Here is a 25013-nt window from a genome sequence, read left to right on the forward strand (position 1 = left end):
CACCCATGCACCGGTCGTCCGGACATCGAGGGCAGGCCCCGAGGGACGGCCCTCGGGCCTGCCGAGCACGGTCTGAACCCGGCAGCTCGCCCCGCTCCCGTCTCACAGAACCTCGAAGATCGCGGCCATCCCCTGACCACCGCCGACGCACATGGTCTCCAAGCCCAAGCCGCCACCGCGACGGTGCAGTTCGTGCACGAGGGTCGTCATGATCCGCAGACCCGTCGCACCGACAGGGTGGCCCAAGGAGATGCCGGAACCATTGACGTTGAGATTGTCGATGCTCTCCAGGCCCCACCCCCTGATCACGCCGAGTGCCTGGACCGCGAAGGCCTCGTTGAGTTCGATCAGATCGACGTCCGACCAGGTTCTTCCAGTACGGCCGAAGAGCTTCTCCACTGCCGGCACCGGGCCTAGCCCCATGGTCGCCGGCTCACAGCCGACCGCGGTCCAACCTTCGAGGAACGCAATCGGTTCCAGACCGTACTGGTCAAGCTTGTCCTCGGCGACCACCAGACACGCTGCAGCGGCATCGTTCTGCTGGCTCGCGTTGCCGGCGGTGGTGACACCCTCCTTCATGAGGGGACGGAGCGTCGCGAGGGACTCAACCGTCGTGTCGGGCCGCACGCCCTCGTCGCGCGCGAAGACAATCGGTTCACCCGTACGCTGGGGCACCTCGACGGGCACGATCTCGTCATCGAATGCTCCGCGCGCCTGGGCTGCTGCAGCGTTCTGCTGGCTGCGCGCTGCGAAAGCATCCGCTTCCTCGCGCGTGATGTCCCACTGCTTCGCGACGTTCTCGGCGGTCTCGATCATTCCGGAGATGTAGCCGAAACGCTCGACAGGCTGGGAGCGCTCCCGCCCACGATCGAGCCGATCATAGAACGTGACGTTCCCGCCGCGCTTTCCCCAGCGCAGATCAGTCGTGTAGTACTCGATGTTGCTCATGCTCTCCACGCCGCCGGCGATCACAACGTCGGCGGCGCCGGTCTGCACCATCATCGAAGCGACGGCGAGCGCTTGCAGGCCGCTCCCGCAGCGCCGATCGAGCTGCATGCCTGCCGTGTGGACGGGGAGGCCTGCCTCAAGTGCGATCCAGCGACCTGGGCACGGCGTTTCACTGTTCGAGTACGACTGGGCAAAGATCACCTCCTCGATGACTCCCGGATCGACGCCCGACCGCTGGACAAGCGCCCGCACGACTGTCGAACCGAGCGTTCCGACGGATACCGGTCGGAGGGACTTGCCATAGGCTCCGACTGCGGAACGAACAGGGGCGACGATGGCTGCTCTGGTCATGGGCCTCTCACTTGGTGGTAGGGATTCAGCGGTAAACGATGCGGGCCGCAACCGCGACGCCGCCTCCTGGAGCGATCAGCGCGAGTTCCTCCGTACCGGATCCCGAAGGTCGGCCGACGATATGGATCCGCTCACCCGCGAAGACCGGCGAGCGCGCCGAGAACTCGAAGCGGGTGACTGCGGCATCCGGATGGTGATCAAGGAAAGCCGAGACGATGAGGGTCGCCGACAGCGGCCCCTGGACAACCAGCCCGGGATAACCCTCCACGTCGGTCGCGTAGCGGAGGTCGTAGTGGATCCGGTGTGCGTTGAACGTCGCGGCGGAGTAGCGAAACAGGGCACGTTCGTCGGGCACGGCGGCCTCTACCCAGGCCCAACCCTGAGGTTCTTCGGTCGGGACACGAGGGGGTTGCCACGGCAAGGTCGGTCGCGCAGCGACGGGGAGAGCCGCCTGGTAGACGATGGTCTGCCACTCCACGAGGGCGTGAACGTCGTCGGCGCTGACATCGTGACGAAGCTCGACGAAGCACAGCTGTCCCGCCGAACCGACTTTCGGCGTGATGGACTCGATCCTCGTCGTCTTGCACAACCGCTGACCGACCCGGATCGGCGTGGAATACTCGATCGCGCTGCCCGCCCACATGCGGCGCGGAAGATCCAGCTGCGGCATGAAGGCCCCGAGCCTGGGATGCCCGTCATCGCCGAGCTCGCCTTGAGGAACTGTCGGCGTGAACTGGAGCCAGTGTCCGGTCGGCGCGAGAATCGCCGTGTCGACCAGAGCTGGAGCGAGGGTTCGATCCAACAACGCCGCCAGTCGGAGCACCGCCGAACGGGATGCGACGTCCTCGACGGTCTCGCTTCGGCCAATCCAGTCGCTGTAGTCAGACACCGAGGTCGGGCACATCAGGGTTCTCCTTGAGACCGCGTGGGCAGACGAACCCGCCGATCGCCAATGTATAAGATATATGGGGAGCGGGCTGACTGTCGCCACTTCTCGGTTGCCCCCCGAGAACAGGCCCGGATCGCGTGCTCGCGGGGCCAGGGGTGTTCCCCCAGCACTCCGTCATACGCTCACGGGCTCGTGAGGCGCCGCTCCAACTCGCCCAGGCGACCGCGATCCCATCCATGGTCCTGCGCATATCCATGAACACCCTCGCGATGACCGCGCCACACCCCCATGACGGCCATCAGATCCTCTGGATCGGCGGGCGGCAGGTCCTCCGGATCCTTCCCTTGCGCAAGTAGATGCCGATGGGTGACTGCGCGCCCCACCTCGTCAGAGCGCAAGAAGTCGGTGACGATCTCCTCGTCGCTGACTCCCAGCAGGTCCAGGAGGAACGCGACCGCAATCCCGGTGCGGTCTTTGCCAGCCGAGCAGTGGATCAGGGCAGCACCCGGCGCACCGGCCACCGCGGTAACCACCCGAACCAGGCCCGCTCCGCTCTCCTCAGCGACGAGGCAATACAGGCCACGCCGCATCTCGAGATAGCCGGCCTCCGTCGCTAGCTTCGTCGGATCCAGGTCAGCCAACAACGGCACGGAGAGGTGACGTGTCGGCGTACCCCACACGACGTCTTCGACGGTGCGCGCCCGTTCGTCCTCGGAGCGCAGGTCAATCACCACGGCCGGAGGCCACACCGACGTGTCGGGCGCGCCGTCCGTCGTCAGTGGAACGTCGCTGCGCAGGACTCGGCCAGCGCGAATGGGACCGACCCTGGTGTTGATTCCCTGCAGGTCACGGAAGTTCAACACGAGAAGCCCCTCGGGTGGACGGCGGAGTCGGAAATAGACGTTGCGGAGTCAGGCGAAACTGCGGCATGTCGCCGACCTCATTCGGACGGCGTGACGCGCTCACTGATCGGCAGCCACAGGTGGGCGATGCGCTGGGTCTGCATGGCATCGGAGATCACCATGCCGTTCTCCTTGCCATGCTGGATACCGTCGAACACCTCGCGCGGATCGCCACCGAGTTCGTAGATGGCGATGTACTCATATGGGTACGGACCGTCCTTGCCGCGCTGGGTGTCGGCAAACCTGAACCGCTGAGCCGCGTCGACACCGGGGAGTGCAGTGATATCACCCAGATGCACGTCGTTGTACCAGGTGTTGTACTCGTCCTCTCGGCCGGGCACCGCATTCGACTGGACGATGAAGATGCTCTTCGGCATAGTCAGCATAATACATTATGCTGAAGTTTCACTGCGTGGCCGGGAGGCGACAACCTGCCGAGGGGGTCGAGCGACGGGCGTGGAAGCAGCATGGTGGATGCCACGGCCGGGAAGTGTCGGGGCGGACCGACCCTCGAACGATGCGGGGATATCGGCCCCGCCGCCCAGCGGGGCAGAAGCGATCCCGCGGGCAGGAGTCCGACGATAGGAACGCGCGCCCGCTGTGAGCATGTGTCTGGAGTAGTGCGCGGTCACCTCAAGCTCGGTCGAGCAGATGTCGGTCAGTCCCGCTCCGGTCAACAGCGCCGCCAGCTCGGCCGTGACTCCGCCCGACCCGCAGCCGACCTGGCGCAGCAAGCGATCCAGACCGCGTTGGGCGGCTACCAGTCGATCAACGAACTGATCGTGCCAGGCGGCCGGTTCTACGAGCAGTCCAACCTGGCCCGAACCCGACCACTTCCGGCTCGTCACCCTGCCAGATGTCACTCGGCCTCAGCTCAGGCCGAGCTGGTCTCGTCCAGAGCGTCCACAATGGCCAGAGTGGCACCCTGCTCCACCTGCTGGCCGACGACAACCGGCAGCTCGCTCACCACTCCCGCGCATGGTGCGACAACGGCATGCTCCATCTTCATCGCCTCCAACCACAACAGCGGTTGACCCGCCTCTACGGTGTCCCCGAGCTCCACACCGAGCCGTTGGATGCTCCCCGGCATCGGCGCGGTCAGCGCACCGGCTGGCAGCTCGGTCGACGGGTCGACATACCGAGGGACCCCGGCCAGGGTGACCGAGCCATCGGCACCGTCGACCACAACCTGCGGCGTGTCGCCGACCATGAAGCGTGCGATGCGCCACGACTTCTGGACACCGTCGATCCGGAGGGCCACCCGGTCGGCATCTGCCTGGATCTCGTCGACCTGGCCGAGCTCGGTATCGGCTCCGAGCTCCAGGCCGTCGCGGCCGTAGCGGTAGTCGACGCGGATCTCCTCCCCGCGGTGTGCGTAACTGCGCACCTGGTAGTCGCCCGGGACGTTGCGGAAGCCACTGGCGACCGTCGGCAGCGGTGAGGACGAGCGGGCGACCGCAGCGTCGCTGAGGGCCGCGACCACGGCAGCGAGTCGTGGTTCAAGGCCACCACTTGCGCCAAGCTGCTCGGGAGGGTGCTCGGTGTAGAAGCTGGTGTCCGCGGTGCCGGCGAGGAACTCGGGGTGCCTCAGGCTCGCGACCAGGAGATCACGGTTGGTGACGAGGCCGTGGATGCGGGATCGTCGCAAGGTGGAGGCAAGCTCTCGGGCTGCTTCCTGCCGAGTCGGCGCGAAAGCGATCACCTTGGCGAGCATCGCGTCGTAGTGGGTGCCGATCCGAGAGCCCGCCTCGAAGCCCGAGTCGAGCCGGATGCCTGGTCGAGGGGGGAGAGCGAACTCCGCTTGGACGTCTGGGATGTCGAAGGTCTCGATCGTGCCGGTCTGCGGCAGCCAGCCGTCGAGTGCGTCCTCGGCATAGAGCCTCGCCTCGATCGCATGGCCGCTCATCGTCGGCTCGTCACCGGTCAGCGGCAGACCCTCGGCAACGTCGATCTGCAGGTCGACCAGGTCGCGGCCGGTCACGCACTCGGTGACCGGGTGCTCGACCTGCAGCCGAGTGTTCATCTCCAGGAACCAGAATCCGCCTCGGTCGTCGGCAAGGAACTCCACGGTCCCCGCGCCGAGGTAGCCGATCGCGCCGGCGGCGCGTCGGCCGGCGTCGAGAAGCCGGGTGCGCATCTCTTCACCGAGGCGCTCCACCAGCGGCGAAGGTGCCTCTTCGATCACCTTCTGGTGGCGGCGCTGCAACGAGCACTCTCGCTCTCCCAGCGCCCAGACCGTGCCGCGGGCGTCCGCGAGGACCTGGACCTCGACATGGTGGCCGGACTCCAGATACCGCTCGCAGAAGACCGTGGGGTCGCCGAAGGCGCTGGCGGCCTCGCGGGCCGCAGCCTCCATCGCTTCGGGCAGTTCGTCCAGTGTCCGGACGATCCGCATGCCGCGACCGCCGCCGCCCGCCGACGCCTTGACCAGGACCGGCAGCTCGTCGGCCGTGATCGCCTCGGGGTCGAGACGTCCGAGGACCGGCACGCCGACCTCGGCCATCATCTCCTTCGAGGCGACCTTGCTGCCCATCACCTCGATCGCCTCAGCACTCGGCCCGATCCATCTCAGCCCGGCGTCGGTGACGGCGCGGGCAAACTCGGCATTCTCGGAGAGGAACCCGTAGCCGGGGTGGATCGCGTCGGCGCCCGTGCGGCGCGCCGCCTCCAAGATCAGGTCGGCCCGCAGGTAGGTCTCTGCGGGGATGTTGCCCGGTAGCCAGACAGACTGGTCCGCCTCGGCGACGTGCGGGCTGTCGGCGTCGGCATCGGAGAAGACCGCGACCGTGCCGAGGTCTCGGCGCCGGCAGGTCGCGAAGACACGCCGGGCGATCTCCCCGCGATTGGCAACGAGGACGCAGGTGATGGCGTTTCCCTGATTCATCGCAGTCCTTACATCCGGAACATGCCGAAGCTGTCGGTGCCGCTGACCGGGGCGTTGTAGATGGCGGAGACGGCGATCCCGAGCACGTCGCGAGTGTCACGCGGATCGATGATCCCGTCGTCGTAGACCATCCCCGAGAGCACCATCGGCATCGCCTCGTTGGTGATCTGCATCTCGATCTTGGCGCGGGTCAACAAGGCGGCCTCCTCGTCGAAGTCGCGGCCCTGCGAGAGCGCCGACGCCTTCGACACGTTGTAGGTGACGTCGGCCAGCTGTTGGGCACCCATCACCGAGGAGCGGGCGCTCGGCCACGAGAAGACGAAGCGGGGGTTGTACGCCCGCCCGCACATGCCGTAGTGGCCGGCGCCGTAGGAGTTGCCGACCAGGAGCGAGATGTGCGGCACGGTCGAGTTCGACACCGCGTTGATCATCATCGAGCCGTGCTTGATGATGCCGCCCTGTTCGTACTCGCGGCCGACCATGTAGCCGGTGGTGTTGTGCAGGAACAGCAAAGGGGTGTTGGCGCGGTTGGCCATCTGGATGAACTGGGTGGCCTTCTGCGCCTCGGCGCTGAACAGCACGCCGCGGGCGTTGGCGAGGATGCCCAACGGATAGCCGTGGACCCGCAGCCAGCCGACCACGAGCGAAGAACCGTAGAGCGGCTTGACCTCGTCGAAGTCGGAGGCGTCGGCGATCCTGGCGATGATCTCGCGTGGGTCGAACGGCTGCTTGAGGTCGGGGGGCACGATCCCGAGCAGGCCGTCGGCGGGATAGCGGGGCGCGACGACCGGCGCGCGGGCGGGGTCGTCTTTGGTCCAGTTCAGCCGAGCGACGATGCGGCGGCCGATCCGGATGGCATCCTGCTCGTCCTGAGCGAAGTGGTCGGCGAGGCCGGAGGTGCGCGCGTGCATCTCGGCACCGCCGAGAGACTCGTCGTCGGACTCCTCGCCGGTGGCTGCCTTGACCAGGGGCGGGCCGGCGAGGAACACCTTGGAGCGCTCCTTGATCATCACGACGTGGTCGCTCAGACCAGGCAGGTAGGCACCGCCAGCGGTGGAGTTGCCGAACACCAGCGCGATCGTCGGGATGTTCGCCTTGGAGAGCTGAGTGAGGTTGCGGTAGATCGCCCCGCCCGGGATGAAGATCTCCTTCTGCGTCGGCAGGTCCGCGCCTCCGGACTCGACCAGGAGCACCAGGGGGATGCGGTTCTCGCGGGCGATGTCGTGCAGGCGCAGCATCTTCTTCACCGACCACGGGTTCAACGCCCCGCCGCGCACCGTCGGATCGTTGGCGAGGACCAGGCATTCGACGCCCTCGATCACACCGATGCCACCGACGAGACTGCCGCCGACAGCGAAGTCGGTGCCGTAGCCAGCCAACGCGCACAGCTCGAGGAAGGGGGTGTCGCGGTCGAGCAGCAACGCGATCCGTTCACGCGCGGTCAACTTGCCGCGCTCGTGGTGGCGTTCGACGTATCGCGGCCCACCACCCGCCACTGCCTTGACGGTCTCGCTGGCGACCTCCTCCAGCGAGGCGAGCATGGCAGAGCGGGCCTCCTGGGCCGCCTCGGAGGCGGGGTCGAGTTGCGTGCCGAGCGTGGTCACGAGGGGCTCCCTTCTCCGAGCAGTTCGGTGGGTAGGTCGAGATGCCGGGCGCGCAGCCACTCTCCGAGGCCCTTGGCCTGGGCATCGAACCGCGCGTTGTAGGCGACGCCGCGGCCGAGTATCCCCTCGATCACGATGTTGATCGCCCTGATGTTCGGCAGCCAGATCAGGTGGATCGGCAACTCCCGGGCCTCAGGGAGCAGGTCGCGGAGCCGTTGCTCGGTCAGGGTGGCGCAGAGCCAGCGGTACGCCGCGTCGCCGCGGGTCCAGAGACCGACGTTGGCGTTGCCGCCCTTGTCGCCGGAGCGGGCGGCCACCAGCCGCCCTAGGGGCGCCCGCGTGGTGGGACCGGACGCAACCGCGCCGCTTGCCGGCGTCCCCGTGAGCGGCTCCAGCGCCAGGGTGGCTTCGGGTGGGGTGATCCCGACCACCGCGCCGCTGTCGAGCACCACCTCGTGGGTGATTGCCGCCTGCGGCACATAGCCCGGGGTGAACACGCCGTACGGCGCCGCTGGGGTCGGCGGCGTGGTGATCCAATAGCCCGGGAAACACCCCAGCGCCACCTCGACAGCCGCGGAGGAGAAGGATCGACCGACGACCACCGGGTCGGGGTCTCGGGCAACCACGGTCACCAACGAGGCCGCCTGCTGCTCGGTCTCCGCGTCGGCAACGCCAAGTCGAGCGATCCGCCACTCCAGCTCTGCCGGCTCTCGGTCGTAGGCATCGGCGAACTGGCGTTGGAACAGCTCGACCTTGGCGTCGACATCGAGGCCGGTAACCACTGCGGTCATCTCGTTGCGGTAGCCGCCCACGGAGGTGACCGAGACCTTGACCTCGGGCGGCGGCGGCTCGCCGCGTGCGCCGCTGATCCGGACGCGGTCCGTGCCGACCTGGCTCAGCTGGACGGAGTCGAGTCGGGTGGTGACGTCGGGCCCGCCGTACCTAGCGTCACCAATCTCGTAGACGAGCTGGGCGGTGACGGTGTCGACAGTCACCGCACCGCCAGTGCCGGGATGCTTGGTGATCACGCTGGACCCGTCGGCGGCGATCTCGGCGATCGGGAAGCCTGGACGGGTCAGGTCGTCGATCTCGGTGAAGAAGGGATAGTTGCCCCCGGTGGCTTGGGTGCCGCACTCGATCACGTGGCCGGCGACGGTGGCACCGGCCAAGGCGTCGAGGTCGGAACGGCTCCATCCGAAGTGCGCGATCGCCGGGCCGATCACCAGCGAGGCATCCGTTACCCGACCGGTGACGACGATATCGGCGCCCGAGCGGAGCGCCTCGGCGATCCCGAAGGCGCCGAGGTAGGCGTGCACTCCCAGCGCATCGCGGAACCCGTGGCGCCCTTGCTCGGCGGTGAGGTCATCCCCGCGGACATGGGCAACCTTGACCTCGAGACCGGCCTGGTCAGCCACCTGGCGGATGGCCGCAACCAGACCGGGAGTGTTGACCCCACCGGCGTTCGCGACGATCCGAACACCCCGCTCCAGCACAAGGCCGAGGCAGTCGCGCAGCTGGGTGAGGAAGGTCCTGGCGTAGCCGAGCTCCTGGTCCTTGGCGCGGTCGCGACCCAAGATGTGCATGGTGAGCTCGGCCAGGTAGTCGCCGGTGAGGACATCGAGCTCACCGCCCGTCAACATCTCCCGCATCGCGGATAGACGGTCGCCGTAGAACCCCGAGCAGTTCCCGACTCTCACCACCCCCGACGACGCAACCGGCGGGGATGGGGACGGTCGTTCGATGGCGCCGCCACTCGACACTGGATCCATGGTGGCTCCGACTCCTGTTCAGCACATGATGCTCCGCGAACGGCTGGCGTGCCCACACCGTAGCGAAACTTGACGTCGATATCAATATCGGAAAGCGCGGGTGACGGTCGTTAGTCGACTCCCTGATCGGCATCGAGCGCCCGCAGCCAGATCGCGTCCAAGGTGTCCAGATCAGCCTCCGCGAGTGATCCGTCGGAGGCGATCATGGACGAGGCGACGAAATCGATCATGCCGGCGAGCGCAGCGGCGGTGAAGCGCAGGCTCATGCCCTCGAGGCGCACCTGTCCCTTGCGCTCCATCCATCGGATCGCACGCTCCACCCGACGCACCAGGCGACCTCGCAGGTCCTCGCGCATCTTCTTGAAGTAGGGGTCAGAGGTGCCCACCTGCTCGATCAGCGCCAGCATCCGGGCATGCTCCTGATACATGTTGAGGAACATCAGGTTGCCGGCACGCACCACCTCTCGCGGATCGTGGCTCGTGCTCACTGTCGCATCGAGGGCGAGCTTGATGTCGTCGACGGTCGCGACAGCGGCTTCACGAAAGACATCGTCCTTGGAGTCGAAGTAGGTGTAGAAGCTGCCATGCGACACCCCCGCCTCGGCCACGATGTCGGCGACCCGGGTGCCGAGATAGCCGTCCCGCTCGAACACGATGGTGGCCGCCTCCAACAGGCGCTTGCGAGTGCGATGACCCTTCCGATGCACCGGTGCCTTGTCGTCGGGCTCTATTGCGGCGATGGCGTAGCCGCTTGTTCGACGCTCCGTCATCTGGTCACCGCCCCACCTCGTCGGACGCCGGCGCCGTCGGACGCACCCCCTGGGGCCGGGTGGCGCCCGACACCGACCCGTCCCCACAGTGAGTTCAGTGCTGCCTGATACTGCCGGTCCCACTCGTCGACCAGATCCGCCACTGGCCGTGCCTGCGTCAGGGCGCCGATGCCGTGGCCTGCGCTCCAGACGTCACGCCACACCTTGACCGCCGTGGTCCCAGAGGAGCCGAAGTTCATCGTCGACTGCTCGCCTCCGGGAAGCCGGTCGGGGTCGTAGCCCGCCGCCTCGATGCTTCCGCGCAGGAAGTTGGCGTGCACCCCGGTGAAGAAGTTGCTGTAGATCACGTCGATGGCGCGCGAGTCCAGCACCATCTCGCGATAGCGGGCGTCGACGTTCGCCTCGGGGGTGGACAGGAAGTCCGAGCCGATGTACGCGAGGTCGGCTCCGGCTGCCTGGGCCGCCAGGATGGACCGGCCGTGCGCGATCGCGCCCGAGAGCAGGAGCGGTCCGTCGAACCAGCTCCCGGATCTCCTGGACCAGGGCGAAGGGCGACAACGTGCCGGCATGGCCGCCCGCCCCTGCGGCAACGGCGATGATGCCGTCCGCGCCCCGCTCGACCGCCTTGCGGGCGAAGCGATCGTTGATGACGTCGTGGAACGCGATGCCGCCATAGGAGTGGATGGCCTCGAAGACCTCGGCACGAGCACCGAGGCCGGTGATCACGATCGGCACCTTCCTGGACACGATCAGGTCGAGGTCGGCCTCGAACCGGTCGTTGGACTTGTGCACGATCTGGTTGACGGCGTACGGCGCCACCACCCGGTCGGGATGGGCACGCCGAAACCTCTCGGTCTCCTCCTCGATCTGGTCGAGCCAGTCACGCAGCATGCTCTGCGGACGGGCATTGAGAGCAGGGAACGAGCCGACCACGCCTGCGGTGCACTGGGCGATCACCAACTCGGGGCCCGAGGCGATCAGCATCGGCGCCCCGACGACCGGGAGTCGCAGGGTCTGGAGGATGGGAGGCAGGCTCATGACACGATCACTCCTTGTTGGCGGAGTTGCTCGCAGGCATCCGCGTCCATCGCCCATCGCGACAGCAAGCGCGCGGGCTCGGTCTGTCGAGCGGGAGGGCCTGGTGGCGCCGTCGGGGTGCCGCTGAACCGGGGGGCCGGGGCCGGCTGGATCCGGCCGTCGACCTCGACGAAGGCGGTGCGGGCGACATTGTGCGGCGTGAGGTGCTCGGTGCCGGCCTCGACCACGGGCGACACACACGCCTGGCGACCCTCGAAGGCGTCGCACCACTCCTGCTGGGTGCGGGTCGCAAAGCGGTCGGCGACCAACGCTCGGAGCCTCCGGCCACCGCGACCGGTCCCATTGCGGCATGGTCTCGGCATCGAAGCCCAGGCCCTCCATGAGAGCGGCGTAGAACTCTGGCTCGACCGCGCCAGTCGCCATGAAGCGGCCGTCGGCGCAAAGCCACGCGCCGTAGAAGTGGCTTCCACCATCGAGGAAGTGACGGCCGGGCTCACCGGTCCAGGTGAACGGCTCGGGAGTGTGTCGCAGCATGTAGACGAGCATCGCCAGCAGGGCGGACCCGTCGGTCATCGCCACGTCGACGACCTGACCGTGACCGGACGCGCGCGCCTGCAGGACTCCGGCTAGCACTCCGACAGCGAGCATCATCCCGCCGCCGCCCATGTCCCCGACGAGATTCAGCGGCGCCGTCGGCACCCCGTCGGCGCGCGGGAGAGCGTCCAAGACGCCCGCAGCGGCGAGGTAGTTGATGTCGTGGCCGGCTTCGGCGGCCAACGGCCCCTCCTGCCCGTAGCCGGTCATCCGGGCATAGACGAGGGCAGGCGCCCGGGCGAGGACGACGTCGGGGCCGAGGCCCAGACGCTCCATGACGCCGGGTCGATATCCCTCGACGAGGACATCGGCTTGTTCGCACAGCCCCAGCACGAACTCGGCCGCCCCGACCGCCTTGAGGTCGACGGCAATGCTGTCGCGGCCACGATTGAGCAGGTTCGCCTCACCCGCACCGAGCGGGTGGGTCCGCGGCTGCTCGATGCGGACGATCTCCGCACCCAGGTCGGCCAGGATCATCGCCCCGAACGGGCCGGGACCGAGGCTGGCCACCTCGACCACACGGAGCCCCGCCAGTGGCCCCTGTCGCACACGTGCCTCCATGTCGTCCACTCCTCGAGCCGGATCACCGACATCTCGATATTGATATCAACATCAATAATGGCTACTGTACCAGCGTCTGATCCACAGCAGGCCAAGGTGCCGGGACCCCAGGGGGACACGTGACGACGACCGAGAGCTTCACCAACATCGAGATCGAGCGGTTCGACCTTGCCGACGCCCCTGGTGTCTTCGCGCTGGTCAGACTCAACCGGCCAGATGACATGAACCCGCTGGATTTCCAGACCGCGCGCGAGATGCGGGCGGCCTTCGACGCACTCGACCTCGATCCCGAGGTCCGCACCATCGGCATTACTGGCAACGGTCGGGCCTTCAGCGCGGGTGGCGACATGAAGGGCTACGTGAAGATGCAGCACGACATTCCCTACTTCACCGAGTTCCTCACGCACATGCACGAGATGTTCCTGCAGATGGGCAGGTACGACACCCCGGTGATCGCGTTGGTCAACGGCGTCGCCGTGGCTGGCGGGTTCGAGACGGTGATCTTCTCCGACGTCGCGATCATGGCCGAGTCCGCGCGAATCGGCGACGCGCACCTGCCCTACGGGATGATGGGCGGCGGCGGCGTGCTGACCTGGCTGCCTCGGCTTATCGGCCCCAGTCGGGCCCGCGAGCTGATCTTCTCCGGGCGCCTGCTCTCCTCAGCCGAGGCCCTGGAGTGGGGTCTGGTGTCCAAGGTGGTGCCCGACGACGAGCTGATCGCGGCCGGCATCGAGTTCGCCACCAGCGTCGCCAAGAAGTCCCCGTTGGCGATCAAGAACGCCAAGCGGGTGATGAACTCCTCGCTCTACGACGGCCACTCGGTGGTCTCGTCGATCCGCTTCGAGCGCGAGGCCACGGTGCTCTACTGCGGCACCAGCGAGGACGCCCAGGAGGGCCTGGCCGCCTTCAACGAGAAGCGCAGCCCGCGCTACACCGGACGCTGAGGCGGGCCGATGACCACCGACGCCCCGATCGCCGTGCCGGCGCCCGCCTCGGACCCGGATAGCCTGCCCTACTGGGAGGGCCTGAAGCGGCACCAGATCCTCTTCCAACAGTGCACCGACTGCGCGCGCATCCAGTGGCCCCCGATGCCGGCGTGCGGCACGTGCCAGTGCACGGACCTGGCGCAGGTGGAGTCCCCCGGTGTCGGCTCGGTCTACTCCTGGATCGTTGTGCACCGCCCGTTCCTGCCCGAGTTCGCGACCGAGGTGCCCTACACGCTGGCCACCATCGACTTCGACGAAGGTCCACGGATGGTCGCCCGGATCGAGAACCCGCCGCCCGACTTCGGCGGCAGGGTGGAGCCACGCTTCCACGACCATCCGGACTGGACCGAGCTCCGGTTCGCGATCAGCGACTCCCCCACCGACAGCGAAGGTGCGTGAGACATGAGAACCGCTGCCATCACCGGCGTCGGCTACACCGCCTTCACCAAGGAGTCGGGCACCAGCGTGCTGAGCCTCGCCCGCGAGGCGTGTGCCACCGCGATCGAGGATGCCGGCATCGACCGCGCCCGCGTGGACGGCGTCTCGACCTATCAGGTCATGGGCGACTCCGTGTCTCCGGAAGCCACCGCCACCGCCCTAGGCCTGGGCAACACCCGCTACATCTTGGACTTCAACCAGGGCGGCCAGTCGCCGAGCTGGATGGTCTGGCTGGCCGCGCTGGCCGTCCAGAACGGCGTAGCCGACAACGTCCTCGTCTACCGCGCGCTCAACGGGCGCTCCGGCTTCCGGGTCGGCAGCGCGGTGCGCGGCGGCGCTTCGCAGTACCGCGTGCCGATCGGGTACGACGCCTACCTGATGTACATCGCGATGTGGGTCAAGCGCTTCATGCACGAGACCGGCGCCACTCAAGACGACCTGGCCGCCGTGGCGATCACCCAGCGCGCGTACGCCCAAGCCAATCCCCGCGCGATCCTGAAGCGACCGCTCGACGCCGACTCCTATGCGGCCTCCCCGTGGGTGGCCGAGCCGTTCAAGGTCGCGGACTGCACCACCGAGGTCGACGGCGGCTGCGCGGTCCTGGTGTCCGCGATCGACGAGGCCCGCGACTTGCGGCACGCCCCGGTGATCGTGGCCAGTGGCGGCTACGTCGCCGGCGCGGGCGCCGGTCTCGACATCGGCGACCAGCTGAACTACCGCGACTACGGCAGCAACTTCACCAACCTGCTGCGCGACGATCTGTTCGGACGGGCCGGGCTGACTCCGGCCGATGTCGACTTCGCCGAGATCTACGACTGCTTCTCCGCAGTCCCTCTGATGAGCCTCGAGGGCCTCGGGCTCGTCGAGCGCGGCGGGGCCGGCGAGCTCGTCCGCTCCGGTGGGACCGAGCTGGGCGGCCGGCTGCCGGTCAACACCCACGGCGGGCTTCTCGCCGAGGGCTACCTGCATGGCATGAACACCGTCGCCGAGGCGGTGCTCCAGATGCGAGGAGATCAGGGGGACCGCCAGGTTCCGCGCCGCGAGGTTGCCGCCGTCACCAGCGGCGCGCTGAACAACGGCTCTGCGCTCCTGCTCACCCAGGACCACTGACATGTCCGTGAACGCCTGGCAGACCGAGGAGCGCAAGGCGCTCGTCCAGCTCACGGCCGACTTCACCAAGTCGGAGATCCTCCCCTTTGCCGACGAATGGGAGCGCACTGGCATGGTGCCTCTCGACTTGCACAAGAAGGCCGCGGCACTCGGGCTGCTCGGCATCGGCGTGCCGGAGGAGGTCGGCGGGAGCGGTGGCGACCTGATCGACACACTGATCTTCCACGACACCATGCTTCGTGCCGGGGCCCCGGCCGGAACCCTGGTCGCCCTCACCCCCCATGTCATCGCCCTTCCGTCTGTGATCAAGCACGGGACGTCCGATCAGATCGACCGGTTCGTGCGGCCGGTGCTCGCTGGCGAGAAGGTCTGCGCCCTCGCCGTGACCGAGCCCTCCGGCGGCTCCGATGTCGGCAGCCTGCGCACCCGCGGGGTCGCCGACGGAGACGAGTGGGTGATCTCCGGCCCCAAGACCTTCATCTCCTCCGGCCACCGCGCAGACTTCGTCACGGTGGCCGCGCGGACGTCGCCCGAGGGCAAGGGCGCGATCTCACTCTTCGTGGTGGAGACCGACCGCCCCGGCTTCACCCTGGGCCGCAAGCTGGAGAAGATGGGCTGGCTCAGCTCGGACACCGCCGAGCTCCACTTCGACGACGTCCGGGTGCCCCAGGACAACCTGATCGGCACCGTCCACCGTGGCTTCCCTCAGCTCATGGTCCAGTTCCAGTCCGAGCGCCTGCTGTTGGCGCAACAGTGCTGCGCGCTCGGCCGCCGCGCCCTCGACCTCACCATCGACTGGGTGCGTCAGCGAGACACCTTCGGCGCCCCGCTGGCCAGCCGTCAGGTCGTCGCCCACCGAGTTGCCCAGATGTGGGAGCGCCTCGAGGCCGCCGAGGCGCTGGTCCGCCAATGCGCGCTCGCCATGGTTGAGGGCGACGATGTCGCCACCCAGGCCGCCGCCGCCAAGAACGTCGCCGTCGCGGCCGCAGAGTGGGCCGCCTATCAGGCCGTCCAGCTCTTCGGCGGGATGGGCTACATGCGCGAGTCGGAGGTGGAGCGCATCTATCGTGACGTCCGCCTCTACGGCATCGGCGGCGGGACCACCGAGATCATGCGCGAGATCATCTCCAGGGAGTTGCTATGACCAGCCCGCATGCTGCCGAGCCGGAGCCCCCGGGTCACGCTCTCCTCGTGCGCCGGCACCGCGTGGGGATGGAAGACTCCGACGCCTCGCGGCACATCTTCTTCGGTGCTGTGCAACGGTGGCACTCGACCCTGTTCAGCAACTGGCTCGCCGAGGTGGGGCACGGCATCCTCGACGGGCTGGAGGACGGCAGCAGCACCTACCCCGTGGTCGTTACCCAGGCGGAGTACCTCTCCCCCCTGTGGCTCGACGACGAGGTCGACCTCGGGCTCTACACCGACCAGATCGGCACCACGTCCTTCCAGGTGATCATGCTCGGCTACCGCGTCCGTGATCACACCCTTGCCGTCAAGAGCACCACGACCCACGTGTTCGTGGCCAACCGCGATCGCAAGCTGTCGGCACAACCGTTCCCCGACGACGTCCGGACGATCCTCGAGCGTGGTCGCCTCGAGGAGAGCGTTTCGTCGTGAGCGAGACCACCGCCGCGCTGGTCACCGAGGGCGAGGACCTGGATCGGCTGGTGGCCGACCTTCCGGCCGGGGACTGGCAGCGGCCGACCCCTGCTGCAGGGTGGTCGATCGCCCACCAGATCGGCCACTTGGCCTGGACCGACGACGTCGCCGTCCTGGCAATCCGTGACGAGGACGGGTTCGACTCGGTGCTGGCCGCGGCGGCCAGCAACCCGTTCGGACTGGCGAGCAGCGAAGCCGAAAGGTGGAGCAGCCGCAGCCCGGACGAACTGGTGCAAGCCTGGCGTTCGGGGCGCCGACTCCTCGCCGACCTACTCGACCAGATCGATCCGGAAACCCGGATCCGTTGGTTCGGGCCATCGATGGGTGTGCGCTCGATGGCTACCGCCAGGCTGATGGAGACCTGGGCGCACGGGCAGGACGTCGCCGACGCACTGGGCGTGCAGCGTCGCCCGACCCAGCGGCTGCGGGACATCGCGTTCCTCGGTGTCCGCACCCGCGACTTCGCCTACCAGCTGCACGGCCACCCGGTCCCGGACGCGGAGTTCCGGATCGAGCTCACCGGGCCCGATGGCGAGGTCTGGGCCTGGGGCGAGCCGGGCGGCGACACCGTCACCGGCACCGCGCTGGACTTCTGCCTGGTCGTCACCCAACGCCGCGGCGCCGCCGAGACCGACCTGGTCGCGACCGGCGAGGCTCGGCACTGGCTCGAGTTCGCCCAGATCTTCGCGCCCCCGGCGACCACCTTCGGGCACGGCCGCAACGACGGCTGACACTGCGCATGGGGGAATCGCTAGCCGCCAACTCACATGACGAGGCGCCTTGGCGCGAACGATCGGTTCGTGCCAAGGCGCCCCGTGTCGCACTAGCGTCGACGGCTCGCGTCAGGACGCCACGAAGGCGTTCTGCTTCTGGATGATCTCGGCCGCTTCCTTGGCCATGGCCGGCACGAACTCGGCGACGTTGACGATGTCGTGGATGCCGGTGGCAACCTGGCCGCAGGCGACGATGCCGGTCTCGAAGTCGGCGTCGCGCTGGGCGGCGGTGAGCGCGGCCGTCTTGTACTCGCCCAGCTCCTCGCCGCTCATCTTGCCCTCGTCGACCAGCGCCATCAACTTGTCGATGCCGGGCCCCTTGAGCGCACGGGCGACGCTGAACCACATCGGGACCAGGGTGTCGTCGCCCTCCTTGGACTCGACGATGCGCTGCTTGTACTCCTCGCACCAATCGTTGGCGTCGGCGGCGATGAAGCGGGTGCCCATGCCCACGCCCTCGGCCCCCATTGCCAGCGCCGCGACCAGACCGCGGGCGTCCTTGACCCCGCCGGAGATCATCACCGGGATGTTCACAGCCTCGGTGACGTTGGGGCCGAGCACGAAGGTGTGCACCGGCTTCATGTGCGTGTGGCCGCCCATCTCGTAGCCGGAGGCGAACAGCGCGTCTGCACCGGCCTCCTGTGCCTTGAGCGCCTGGCGGGTCGCGCCGACCTTCTGGATGTGCACCAACGGGGATGCCTTGATGTCGTCGACGAACGGTCCCGGGAAGCCACCACTGGTGGTCAGCGCCGTGAGCGTGCCGCCGATGGACTTGTCGTTGGCGGCTTCGATCACGGTCTCGATCATCGCCGCGCACACCGGCACCATCTGCTTGGTGGTCTTGTCGATGCCGACGCCGACATTGACCGCAAATGGCTTGTCGGTCATCCCGGCGACCGTCTTGATGTGCTCGCGCAGGGTCTTCCTGGCCCAGTCCGGGTCCCCGGACATGGTGGGCATGCTCACCGTGCCCATGCCGCCGGCGTTAGAGACCGCCGCGGCCAGCTTGACCGTGTTGAACGGCCCCATGCCGTCTTGGACGATCGGGTGCTCGATGCCGAGCATGTCAGTGATCTTCGTCTTGAGGTACTGCATGGGAGCTCTCCTCGTTCGGTGGGGTTCGGTGTGCGTGGGCCGAAGCGGTCGACGTCGAGACACATTACCCATTATTGACACCGACATCAACGTCAATTTATTGTTCGGGTCACACCCCGACCACAGGAGCACTGATGACAGCCTCAGCCGAAGCGCAGTCGACCGGTCCCGGCCGACCCACGCGCACCTCGAAGTTGACGTCGATAGAGGATGCCGCCGCCCTCATCGGCGACGGCACCACGCTCGCGCTGGGCGGCATCCACGCGCACAACGGGCCGATGGCCCTGATCCGCGAGATCATCCGCCAAGGGCCGCGCGAGCTGACGTTGATTCCCAATGTGTCGGCGGGCATGCCCGCCGAGTTGCTCATCGCGGCCAACCTGGTCAAGACCGTCTACGCCTGCTACGTCGGCCTCGAGCACCACGGGCTAGCGCCCGCGTTCCGCAAGGCGGGCCAGGAGCGCACCATCGAGATCCGCGACTCCGACGAGCCGTTCCAGGTCTACGGCATGAAGGCCGGCGCCGCGACGCTGCCCTTCATGCCCTTCCCGTTCGGCCACGAGGCGGTCGACGTCACCCGACTCAACCCCGACGACTACCGCACCGTCACCGACCCGTTCACCGGACGTGAGGTCGTCGTCTGCCGCCCGTTGCAGGCCGACTTCGGTCTCATCCACGTGCAGAAGGCCGATGTGTACGGCAACGTCCAGATCGAGGGGTCGGTGGTGGGCGACTCCCTGATCGCCCGCTCCTCGACGCACGTGATCGTCACGGCGGAGGAGATCATCCCGCTCGAGGAGACCCAGCGGAACCCGAAGCTCACCACGATCCCCGGCTTCTTCGTCGACAGCGTGGTGCACGCGCCGTACGGCGCCCACCCCACGTCCTCGCACGGCCGCTACCGCACCGACGAGGACCACATCGAGATCTACAAGGCGCTCGGCGCCGAGGCCTACCTCGACGAGTGGATCCGCCAGCGCCCGACCAACGACGACTATCTCGACAAGGTCGGCGCACGCCAGCTGATCAGCCTCCTGGAGGGAATGTCCAATCATGGCAACTGACGCAACCCCCGCCGAGTTCATGGCGGTCGAGCTCTCCCGCTACCTGCGCGACGACGAGTGGGGCGCCTGCGGCGCCTACTCCGAGATCCCGATGGCCGCCTTCCTGCTGGCCCGCGCCCAACACGCCCCCAACCTGTGGTGGATGAGCGGCGGCGGCGGCGCGATCAACTCCAGTTGCACGCTGGTCGAGTCCTCGTCTTCCTACAACACCCACTACCGAGCCGAGGCGATCTTCGACATCGAGGACATCGTCGACTACGAGTTCGGCGGCTGGCGCCGCAAGCCCAACGTGGGCCTGTTCGGCGGCATCCAGGTGGACCGACGCGGGGCCGCCAACATGGTCGGCATCGGGCCCTACGACAACCTCGCCCTGCGTGGTCCGGGCACCGTCGGCCTGGCCTTCGCCGCCCACTTCAGTCGGATCATGATCTACCTGCACGACCACAACTCCAGGGTCCTCTGCGAGAAGGTCGACTACGTGTGCGCCACCGGCCACGGTGAGCTGCGCGACACCTACGCCCGACCGCACTCCAAGGGCGGCGAGCGGATCGTCACTCCGCAGGCGGTGTTCACCTTCAACCCGGACGGCTACGCCCAACTCCAGCACGTGATGCCGGGCTACAGCGTCGACGACGTCCGCCAGCACACCGGCTTCGAGTTCGACGTGGCCGAGGGCTTCAGCGAGACACCAGCGCCCACGTCGGAGCAGCTCGACCTCATCCGCGGCCAGATCGATCCGGAGGGCCGACTGAACCAGATCACGCTCGGGAGTTGGTGAGGTGATGGCACTGGTGCCGGGCTGCGGTTTCGCGGTCAACAACTTCTTCCCCCGCGAGAGCAAGGAGGAGATCGACCGGGTCATGGAGCTGCCGGCCCTGGTCGAGGAGCGCGGCTTCGACTCTGTCTGGCTCGGCGACCATGTGCTGTTCCATATGCCGATCATCGATGCGACCGTCCTCCTGGGGGCGTTCGCGGCCACGACGAGGACCGTCACCCTCGGCACCTCGATCTACCTGCTGGGTTTGCGCCAGCCCGGGATCGCCGCAAAGTTCTTCACCTCGCTCAACGCCGTGGTCGACGGACGCTTGGCCCTCGGGGTCGGCGCCGGTGGCGAATACCCACCCGAGTTCGAGTTCGCGGGGGTGCCGCACGAGCGTCGAGGGGCGCTTCTCGACGAGGCGCTCGACGTCCTGCTCACCCAGTGGCGGGCAGAGCACGGCGGTCCTCGCCCCGAGCCGCGCGGCAGCACTCCCCCGACCCTGCTGGTCGGCGGACGCTCGAACCCCGCGCGACGGAGGATCATCCGGCTCGGGGCCGGCTGGCTCGGCGCCTGGGTGAGCCCTCAGCGGATCGCCCAAGAGGTGACGACGCTGGCCGAGATGGCGGGGCAGCCGGTGCCGGTGGCGTTGAACATCTACCTACGAACTGGCGACGACAGCGATGAGGCCCACCGGAAGGCGAGCGACTTCCTCGGCTCCTTCTACAACATGCCGTCCGAGCCGCTGATGCGCTACTCGGTCGCCGGAACCGCTGAGGAGTGCCTCGAGCAGCTACTCGAGTACGCCGACGCGGGCGTGGAGCACTTCGTGCTTCGTCCGGCCGCCTGGGATCAGCACGACCAGCTCGACCGCTGGGCCGAGGTGATCCGCCCCGCTCTGCAGCGCCGAGTGCGGGGAGAAGATCGCTAAGTACGTGCTAACTGGCGCCGTCGGGGTTCTTGATGCCTAGCGCACGCAGCCAGATCTCGTCGAGGGTGTCGACCATCACCTCGCGATCCAAGGGCTCCTTCAACACAAAGGTGTTGTAGGCGATGTTCTCCACCATGCCCGCAAGGGCGTAGGAGAGCACATGCGCATCGAGGCCGTCCAGTCGGGTGTCACCGCGCGCGGTCATGTTGTTCACCGCTGTCTCGACACGCCGAGTCAACCGGTGTCGCAGGTCCAGACGCATCTCGCGGAAGTGGTCGTCGGTGGTGGCCAGCTGCTCGATCAGAGCCAGCATCGCCGCGTGTGCCTCGTACATATCCAGGAACATCTGGTTGCGCGAGCGCAAGAGTTCACGCGTTTCCATGCTGCCGGCCATGTCGTCGAGCCCCGCGTGGATCTCGTCGATGACCGCGCCGGCCGCCTCCCGGAACACGTGGTCCTTGGAGTCGAAGTAGGTATAGAAACTGCCGTGGGCGACACCGGCCTCCTTGGCAATGTCGGCCACCCGCGTGGCGGCGTACCCATCCCGCTCGAAGACCCGAATGGCCGCGGTGAGGATCCGCTCGCGGGTGCGCCATCCCTTCGCACGCACCGGTTCTTTGCCGCCCGACCTGCTCCCCCGCTGCGCGACCGACTCCTCGCTCATGGACCGCATGATCCCAGACACCGCCGCTCTGCCGGTATCGACGCGCGAGCGGGCGTGATCAGAAACCGTAGCTCCGTCCGATCACCTCGAGCATGATCTCGTCAGTGCCGGCACCGATCCGATGCAGCCGCAGGTCGCGATAGGCACGCTCGACCTTGAACTCACGGGTGTAGCCGTAGCCGCCGTGGATCTGGATGCACTCGTCGGCGACCTCGCAAGCGATCTGGGTAGCGAACAGCTTCGCCATGGTCGCCTCCCGCACCGCATAGTCGCCCTGCTGGAACCGCCAGGCCGTGCTGTAGGTCAACTGTTTGGCCGCCTCAAGCTTGGTGGCCATCGCAGCGAACTTGTGCCGGATCGCCTGGAAGTTGCCGATCTTCTGACCGAACGCCTCCCGCTGCTTGGCATACTCCACGGTGAGCTCGAACGCCCGCTCGGCTTGCGAGTAGGCCAATGCCGCTCCGGCCAGGCGCTCGCCCTGGAGCTTCCCAGGAGATCTGGTAGAAGCCCTTGCCCTCCTCGCCGAGCAGATTCTCGACAGGCACCTGCACGTCCTCGAAGCGGATCTCCGCGGTGTCCGAAGCGTGCATGCCCATCTTGTCCAGGGTGCGGGTCACGGTGACGCCAGGGCTGTCCATGTCGAGCAGGAACAGGGAGATTCCGCCGTGCTTCTGGCTCGGGTCGGTCTTGGCCACCAGGAGCATGAAGTCGGCACGAGCACCATTGGTGATGAAGGTCTTGGATCCGTTGACGACATAGTGATCGCCGTCGCGGATCGCGCGGGTGGCGATGTTGGCGACGTCCGAGCCTGCACCGGGCTCGGAGATCCCGATGCAAGCGATCTTGGTGCCCGCGATCGCTGGCGCCAGGTAGCGCTGCTTGAGGTCCTCGGTGCCGAACTCCAGGATCGGGGGTGTCACCATGTCGGTGTGCACGAGCAGGCCCAAGCTCATGCCGCCGGAGAGTGCATGGGTCAGTGTCTCGGTCCGCACCAGGGAGCAGAAGTAGTCACCGCCCTGGCCGCCGTACTCCTCGGGGTAGCACAGCCCGAGGAAGCCGAGCTCGCCCGCGCGACGAAACACGCTGTCGGGGAAGCGGGTCTCTTCCCACTCGTCGGCGTGTGGCGCCAGCTCGGCGTCGACCCACGAGCGCATCGACTCGCGCAGGGCCTGGTGCTCGTCGGTGAAGACGTAGTCGGAACGTCGCCGGTCGAAGTCGGGCTTGAGAGCGGTCATGTTCTGCTCTCCTCTGCACATAGTCTTGATATTGACGTCAATGTCAATATACCATCTCGGTAGCACCCGCGCACAAGGAGATCAGATGAGCACCCACCCCGCCCGGGCCGCGTTCGATCGCGTAGAGCGACTCGTCGGGCGCCCCCTGGAGCGCATGGTCGGCGCCGCTGACTCGTCTTACCACATCATGGCCGTCAGCAGGACGTGGCTGTTCTGTATGCGCCGGGTCGGGGATCTTCGCAGCGGCATCGTGCACATGGCAGCGCTCCCGTCCGAGCGCGACATCCGCATGCTGTCCGCCCAGATCACCCGCCTGCAGCGCAATGTCGAAGAGGTCGAGCAGCGGCTGGACGACCAGGAGATGCAGTCTCGTGGCATCGACGCTGACTGACCCGCTCAGCCGGCTGCGCCGCGAGGTCGAGCGCAATGCGGCCCGAGCCAAGAACGGGATCAAGTATCTCGCCGGCACCGACTGGACCCCTCCGGCGCCCACCCCTCGCGACCTGATCTGGCAGCAAGGCACGGCAACGCTGTGGCGCTACCGCAGCGACCAGGTGACGATCCAGCCACCGGCGCTGATGATGATCGGACTGGTCTCTCGTAGCTACATCTTCGATCTGCACGAGAAGGCCAGCCTCGTCCGCGCGCTGCGCGACCATGGGTTCGACGTCTACGTCTTGGACTGGGGCATCGCCACTGCGGCAGATGCCGACAACACCCTCGAGACCTATCTGTGTCGCTACTTCGCGCGGGCGGTCCGGGCAGTGCTGCGCACGTCGTCCACCTCTGACGTCTCCCTGGTGGGCTACTGCATGGGCGGCGCGATGGCGCTCCAGGGGATGGCCGGCATGCCGGACCTGCCGATCCGCAACCTGGTCACCATGGCGGCGCCGCTCGACTTCACCCAGCTGCCGTCCCATGTGAACGCACTGCGGGACCCTGACGTGGACTTCGAGTCCTTCATCGATCCGCAGACCGGCTGCATCCCGCCCGATCTGGTCGACTCGTTCTTCCGCATCCGCAAGCCCACCGCCGCGGCAACCCAGTACGCCAACCTCCTCGAGAACCTCTGGAACGATGCCTACGTGGAGGGCCACCAGGCCATCACGCGGTGGACCGCCGACCATGTGCCGATGCCCGGAGGCGTCGCGCGTCAGGTGGTGACGACCTGGCTGCGTGGCAATGCGTTCATGAACGGCACCTTGCGACTGGCCGGTCGCGCTGCGGACCTCTCCTCGATCCGATGCCCCGTGCTTGGAATCTTGACCTTGCAGGACGAGATCGTCCCGCCCGATGTCGCCCGGCCCATCGGCGACCTGGTCGGGTCCTCCGATGTCGAGATGCACGAGCTCGACGCCGGCCATATCGGCCTCTTGGTCGGACGCGCCGCGCACAAAGTGACGCTCCCGAAGCTCGTGGGCTGGCTTCACGAGCACAGCGACCGGAAGGAAGACTGAGGTGACCATCCGAGAAGTCGAGTCCAGCGACCGCGAGGCGCTGCGAGCGTTTTTCCATGCCGTCCCCGCACAGGACGCGGCGTTTCTCAAGGAGGATCTGACCGACGATGCGGTGATCGATGCCTGGTTGACCGCTGGTCGCGTCACCCGACTGATCTACGTCGACGAGGACGACACCATCACGGGCGTAGCGTCGCTGACTCCCGGACTCGGGCGCAGCGATCACGTCGTCGAGCTGCGGGTGGTCGTGGACTCCCGGCGCCGCCGCGGCGGAGTCGGCCGCAAACTGGCGCAACAGGCGATCTTGACCGCGGTGCGATCCGGCTGCCGCAAGCTCACCGTAGAGGTCGGCGCCACCCAGGACGGCACCATCAACCTCTTCCGCGAGCTGGGGTTCACCCCGGAGGCGCTGCACCTCAATCAGGTGCGCGCCGACGACGGCGAGTTCCTCGACATCGTCGTCCTCGCCCACAGCATCGATGACAACCTGTCGTCCTTCAGCACCCTCGGCCAGGCAGCTGCCCAGTGACCGCA

24 protein-coding genes and 2 pseudogenes are annotated in these 25013 nt (G+C 67.5%); 12 read left to right on the forward strand and 14 right to left on the reverse strand.

What is annotated here, in order from left to right; translation table 11 throughout:
• Positions 1–102 precede the first annotated feature (102 nt).
• The 10 genes and pseudogenes from QM714_RS07000 to QM714_RS07045 form a co-directional block, all read right to left on the reverse strand.
• Positions 103–1299, reverse strand: coding sequence for an acetyl-CoA C-acetyltransferase (locus tag QM714_RS07000; protein ID WP_415098918.1), 1197 nt, complete (start codon positions 1297–1299; stop codon positions 103–105).
• A gap of 25 nt (positions 1300–1324) precedes the next feature.
• On the reverse strand, positions 1325–2203 hold the full coding sequence (locus tag QM714_RS07005; RefSeq protein WP_415098920.1) for a MaoC family dehydratase N-terminal domain-containing protein: 879 nt from the start codon (positions 2201–2203) through the stop codon (positions 1325–1327).
• Positions 2204–2370: 167 nt separating this feature from the next.
• On the reverse strand, positions 2371–3051 hold the full coding sequence (locus tag QM714_RS07010) for a tyrosine-protein phosphatase (protein ID WP_415098922.1): 681 nt from the start codon (positions 3049–3051) through the stop codon (positions 2371–2373).
• Positions 3052–3128: 77 nt separating this feature from the next.
• Entirely contained in the window at positions 3129–3467 is a 339-nt protein-coding gene (locus tag QM714_RS07015; RefSeq protein ID WP_415098924.1) for a hypothetical protein, read from the reverse strand.
• A 497-nt stretch (positions 3468–3964) separates the two neighbouring features.
• On the reverse strand, positions 3965–5974 hold the full coding sequence (locus QM714_RS07020; protein ID WP_415098926.1) for an acetyl/propionyl/methylcrotonyl-CoA carboxylase subunit alpha: 2010 nt from the start codon (positions 5972–5974) through the stop codon (positions 3965–3967).
• An 8-nt stretch (positions 5975–5982) separates the two neighbouring features.
• Complete coding sequence (locus QM714_RS07025) at positions 5983–7515, reverse strand: acyl-CoA carboxylase subunit beta (protein ID WP_415101005.1); 1533 nt, start codon at positions 7513–7515, stop codon at positions 5983–5985.
• Positions 7516–7574: 59 nt separating this feature from the next.
• Positions 7575–9347: an acyclic terpene utilization AtuA family protein gene (locus QM714_RS07030; RefSeq protein ID WP_415098928.1), complete on the reverse strand. Its 1773-nt coding sequence runs from the start codon at positions 9345–9347 to the stop codon at positions 7575–7577.
• 110 nt (positions 9348–9457) lie between these two features.
• On the reverse strand, positions 9458–10117 hold the full coding sequence (locus QM714_RS07035) for a TetR/AcrR family transcriptional regulator (RefSeq protein WP_415098930.1): 660 nt from the start codon (positions 10115–10117) through the stop codon (positions 9458–9460).
• A gap of 1034 nt (positions 10118–11151) precedes the next feature.
• The gene (locus tag QM714_RS07040; protein WP_415101007.1) at positions 11152–11628 is read right to left on the reverse strand and encodes a CoA transferase; all 477 of its coding nucleotides are present in this window, start codon (positions 11626–11628) and stop codon (positions 11152–11154) included.
• Positions 11561–12310, reverse strand: a pseudogene (locus QM714_RS07045) (CoA transferase); the annotation flags it as partial. The gene QM714_RS07040 and the pseudogene QM714_RS07045, both read right to left, overlap by 68 nt.
• Positions 12311–12429: 119 nt before the next feature.
• On the opposite strand from QM714_RS07045, the gene QM714_RS07050 reads away from it, so the two are divergent.
• Genes QM714_RS07050 through QM714_RS07075 form a run of 6 tightly spaced genes read left to right on the forward strand, consistent with a single transcriptional unit; the run spans position 12430 to position 17234 of the window.
• On the forward strand, positions 12430–13254 hold the full coding sequence (locus QM714_RS07050; RefSeq protein WP_415098932.1) for an enoyl-CoA hydratase/isomerase family protein: 825 nt from the start codon (positions 12430–12432) through the stop codon (positions 13252–13254).
• A gap of 9 nt (positions 13255–13263) precedes the next feature.
• Positions 13264–13695: a Zn-ribbon domain-containing OB-fold protein gene (locus tag QM714_RS07055; protein ID WP_415098934.1), complete on the forward strand. Its 432-nt coding sequence runs from the start codon at positions 13264–13266 to the stop codon at positions 13693–13695.
• A 3-nt stretch (positions 13696–13698) separates the two neighbouring features.
• Complete coding sequence (locus QM714_RS07060; RefSeq protein ID WP_415098936.1) at positions 13699–14844, forward strand: thiolase C-terminal domain-containing protein; 1146 nt, start codon at positions 13699–13701, stop codon at positions 14842–14844.
• Between the two features lies 1 nt (position 14845).
• Positions 14846–15988: an acyl-CoA dehydrogenase family protein gene (locus tag QM714_RS07065; RefSeq protein WP_415098938.1), complete on the forward strand. Its 1143-nt coding sequence runs from the start codon at positions 14846–14848 to the stop codon at positions 15986–15988.
• Positions 15985–16461 carry an acyl-CoA thioesterase gene (locus tag QM714_RS07070; RefSeq protein WP_415098940.1) on the forward strand — a complete coding sequence of 159 codons (477 nt, stop codon included), beginning with the start codon at positions 15985–15987 and terminating at the stop codon, positions 16459–16461. The genes QM714_RS07065 and QM714_RS07070 overlap by 4 nt, the downstream gene beginning before the upstream one ends.
• Positions 16458–17234, forward strand: coding sequence for a TIGR03084 family metal-binding protein (locus QM714_RS07075; protein WP_415098942.1), 777 nt, complete (start codon positions 16458–16460; stop codon positions 17232–17234). Before QM714_RS07070 ends, QM714_RS07075 begins: the two co-directional genes overlap by 4 nt.
• A gap of 111 nt (positions 17235–17345) precedes the next feature.
• Here the strand turns inward: QM714_RS07075 and QM714_RS07080 are convergent, their stop codons facing one another.
• A complete protein-coding gene (locus tag QM714_RS07080) occupies positions 17346–18371 on the reverse strand; it encodes an NAD(P)H-dependent flavin oxidoreductase (protein WP_415098944.1) in 1026 nt (341 codons plus the stop codon).
• A gap of 134 nt (positions 18372–18505) precedes the next feature.
• Here QM714_RS07080 and QM714_RS07085 point away from each other — a divergent pair, with 134 nt between their 5' ends.
• Genes QM714_RS07085 through QM714_RS07095 form a run of 3 tightly spaced genes read left to right on the forward strand, consistent with a single transcriptional unit; the run spans position 18506 to position 21123 of the window.
• Positions 18506–19435, forward strand: coding sequence for a CoA transferase subunit A (locus QM714_RS07085; protein ID WP_415098946.1), 930 nt, complete (start codon positions 18506–18508; stop codon positions 19433–19435).
• On the forward strand, positions 19425–20213 hold the full coding sequence (locus tag QM714_RS07090) for a hypothetical protein (protein WP_415098948.1): 789 nt from the start codon (positions 19425–19427) through the stop codon (positions 20211–20213). The genes QM714_RS07085 and QM714_RS07090 overlap by 11 nt, the downstream gene beginning before the upstream one ends.
• A 4-nt stretch (positions 20214–20217) precedes the next feature.
• Positions 20218–21123: an LLM class flavin-dependent oxidoreductase gene (locus tag QM714_RS07095; RefSeq protein ID WP_415098950.1), complete on the forward strand. Its 906-nt coding sequence runs from the start codon at positions 20218–20220 to the stop codon at positions 21121–21123.
• A gap of 7 nt (positions 21124–21130) precedes the next feature.
• Here QM714_RS07095 and QM714_RS07100 read toward each other — a convergent pair whose 3' ends face one another.
• The 3 genes and pseudogenes from QM714_RS07100 to QM714_RS07110 all read right to left on the reverse strand — a co-directional run.
• Positions 21131–21787 (reverse strand): TetR/AcrR family transcriptional regulator, encoded by a 657-nt coding sequence (locus QM714_RS07100; RefSeq protein ID WP_415098952.1) that lies wholly within the window; start codon positions 21785–21787, stop codon positions 21131–21133.
• A gap of 58 nt (positions 21788–21845) precedes the next feature.
• On the reverse strand, positions 21846–22241 hold the full coding sequence (locus tag QM714_RS07105) for an acyl-CoA dehydrogenase family protein (protein ID WP_415098954.1): 396 nt from the start codon (positions 22239–22241) through the stop codon (positions 21846–21848).
• A gap of 106 nt (positions 22242–22347) precedes the next feature.
• Positions 22348–23043, reverse strand: a pseudogene (locus tag QM714_RS07110) (acyl-CoA dehydrogenase family protein); the annotation flags it as partial.
• Between the two features lie 64 nt (positions 23044–23107).
• Here QM714_RS07110 and QM714_RS07115 point away from each other — a divergent pair.
• Genes QM714_RS07115 through QM714_RS07125 form a run of 3 tightly spaced genes read left to right on the forward strand, consistent with a single transcriptional unit; the run spans position 23108 to position 25008 of the window.
• Entirely contained in the window at positions 23108–23413 is a 306-nt protein-coding gene (locus tag QM714_RS07115) for a hypothetical protein (RefSeq protein WP_415098956.1), read from the forward strand.
• A complete protein-coding gene (locus QM714_RS07120; protein ID WP_415098958.1) occupies positions 23394–24479 on the forward strand; it encodes an alpha/beta fold hydrolase in 1086 nt (361 codons plus the stop codon). The genes QM714_RS07115 and QM714_RS07120 overlap by 20 nt, the downstream gene beginning before the upstream one ends.
• Position 24480: 1 nt before the next feature.
• Positions 24481–25008, forward strand: coding sequence for a GNAT family N-acetyltransferase (locus QM714_RS07125; protein ID WP_415098960.1), 528 nt, complete (start codon positions 24481–24483; stop codon positions 25006–25008).
• Positions 25009–25013: the final 5 nt, after the last annotated feature.

The organism is Nocardioides sp. (assembly GCF_047602075.1).
Taxonomy (GTDB): Bacteria; Actinomycetota; Actinomycetes; order Propionibacteriales; family Nocardioidaceae; genus Nocardioides.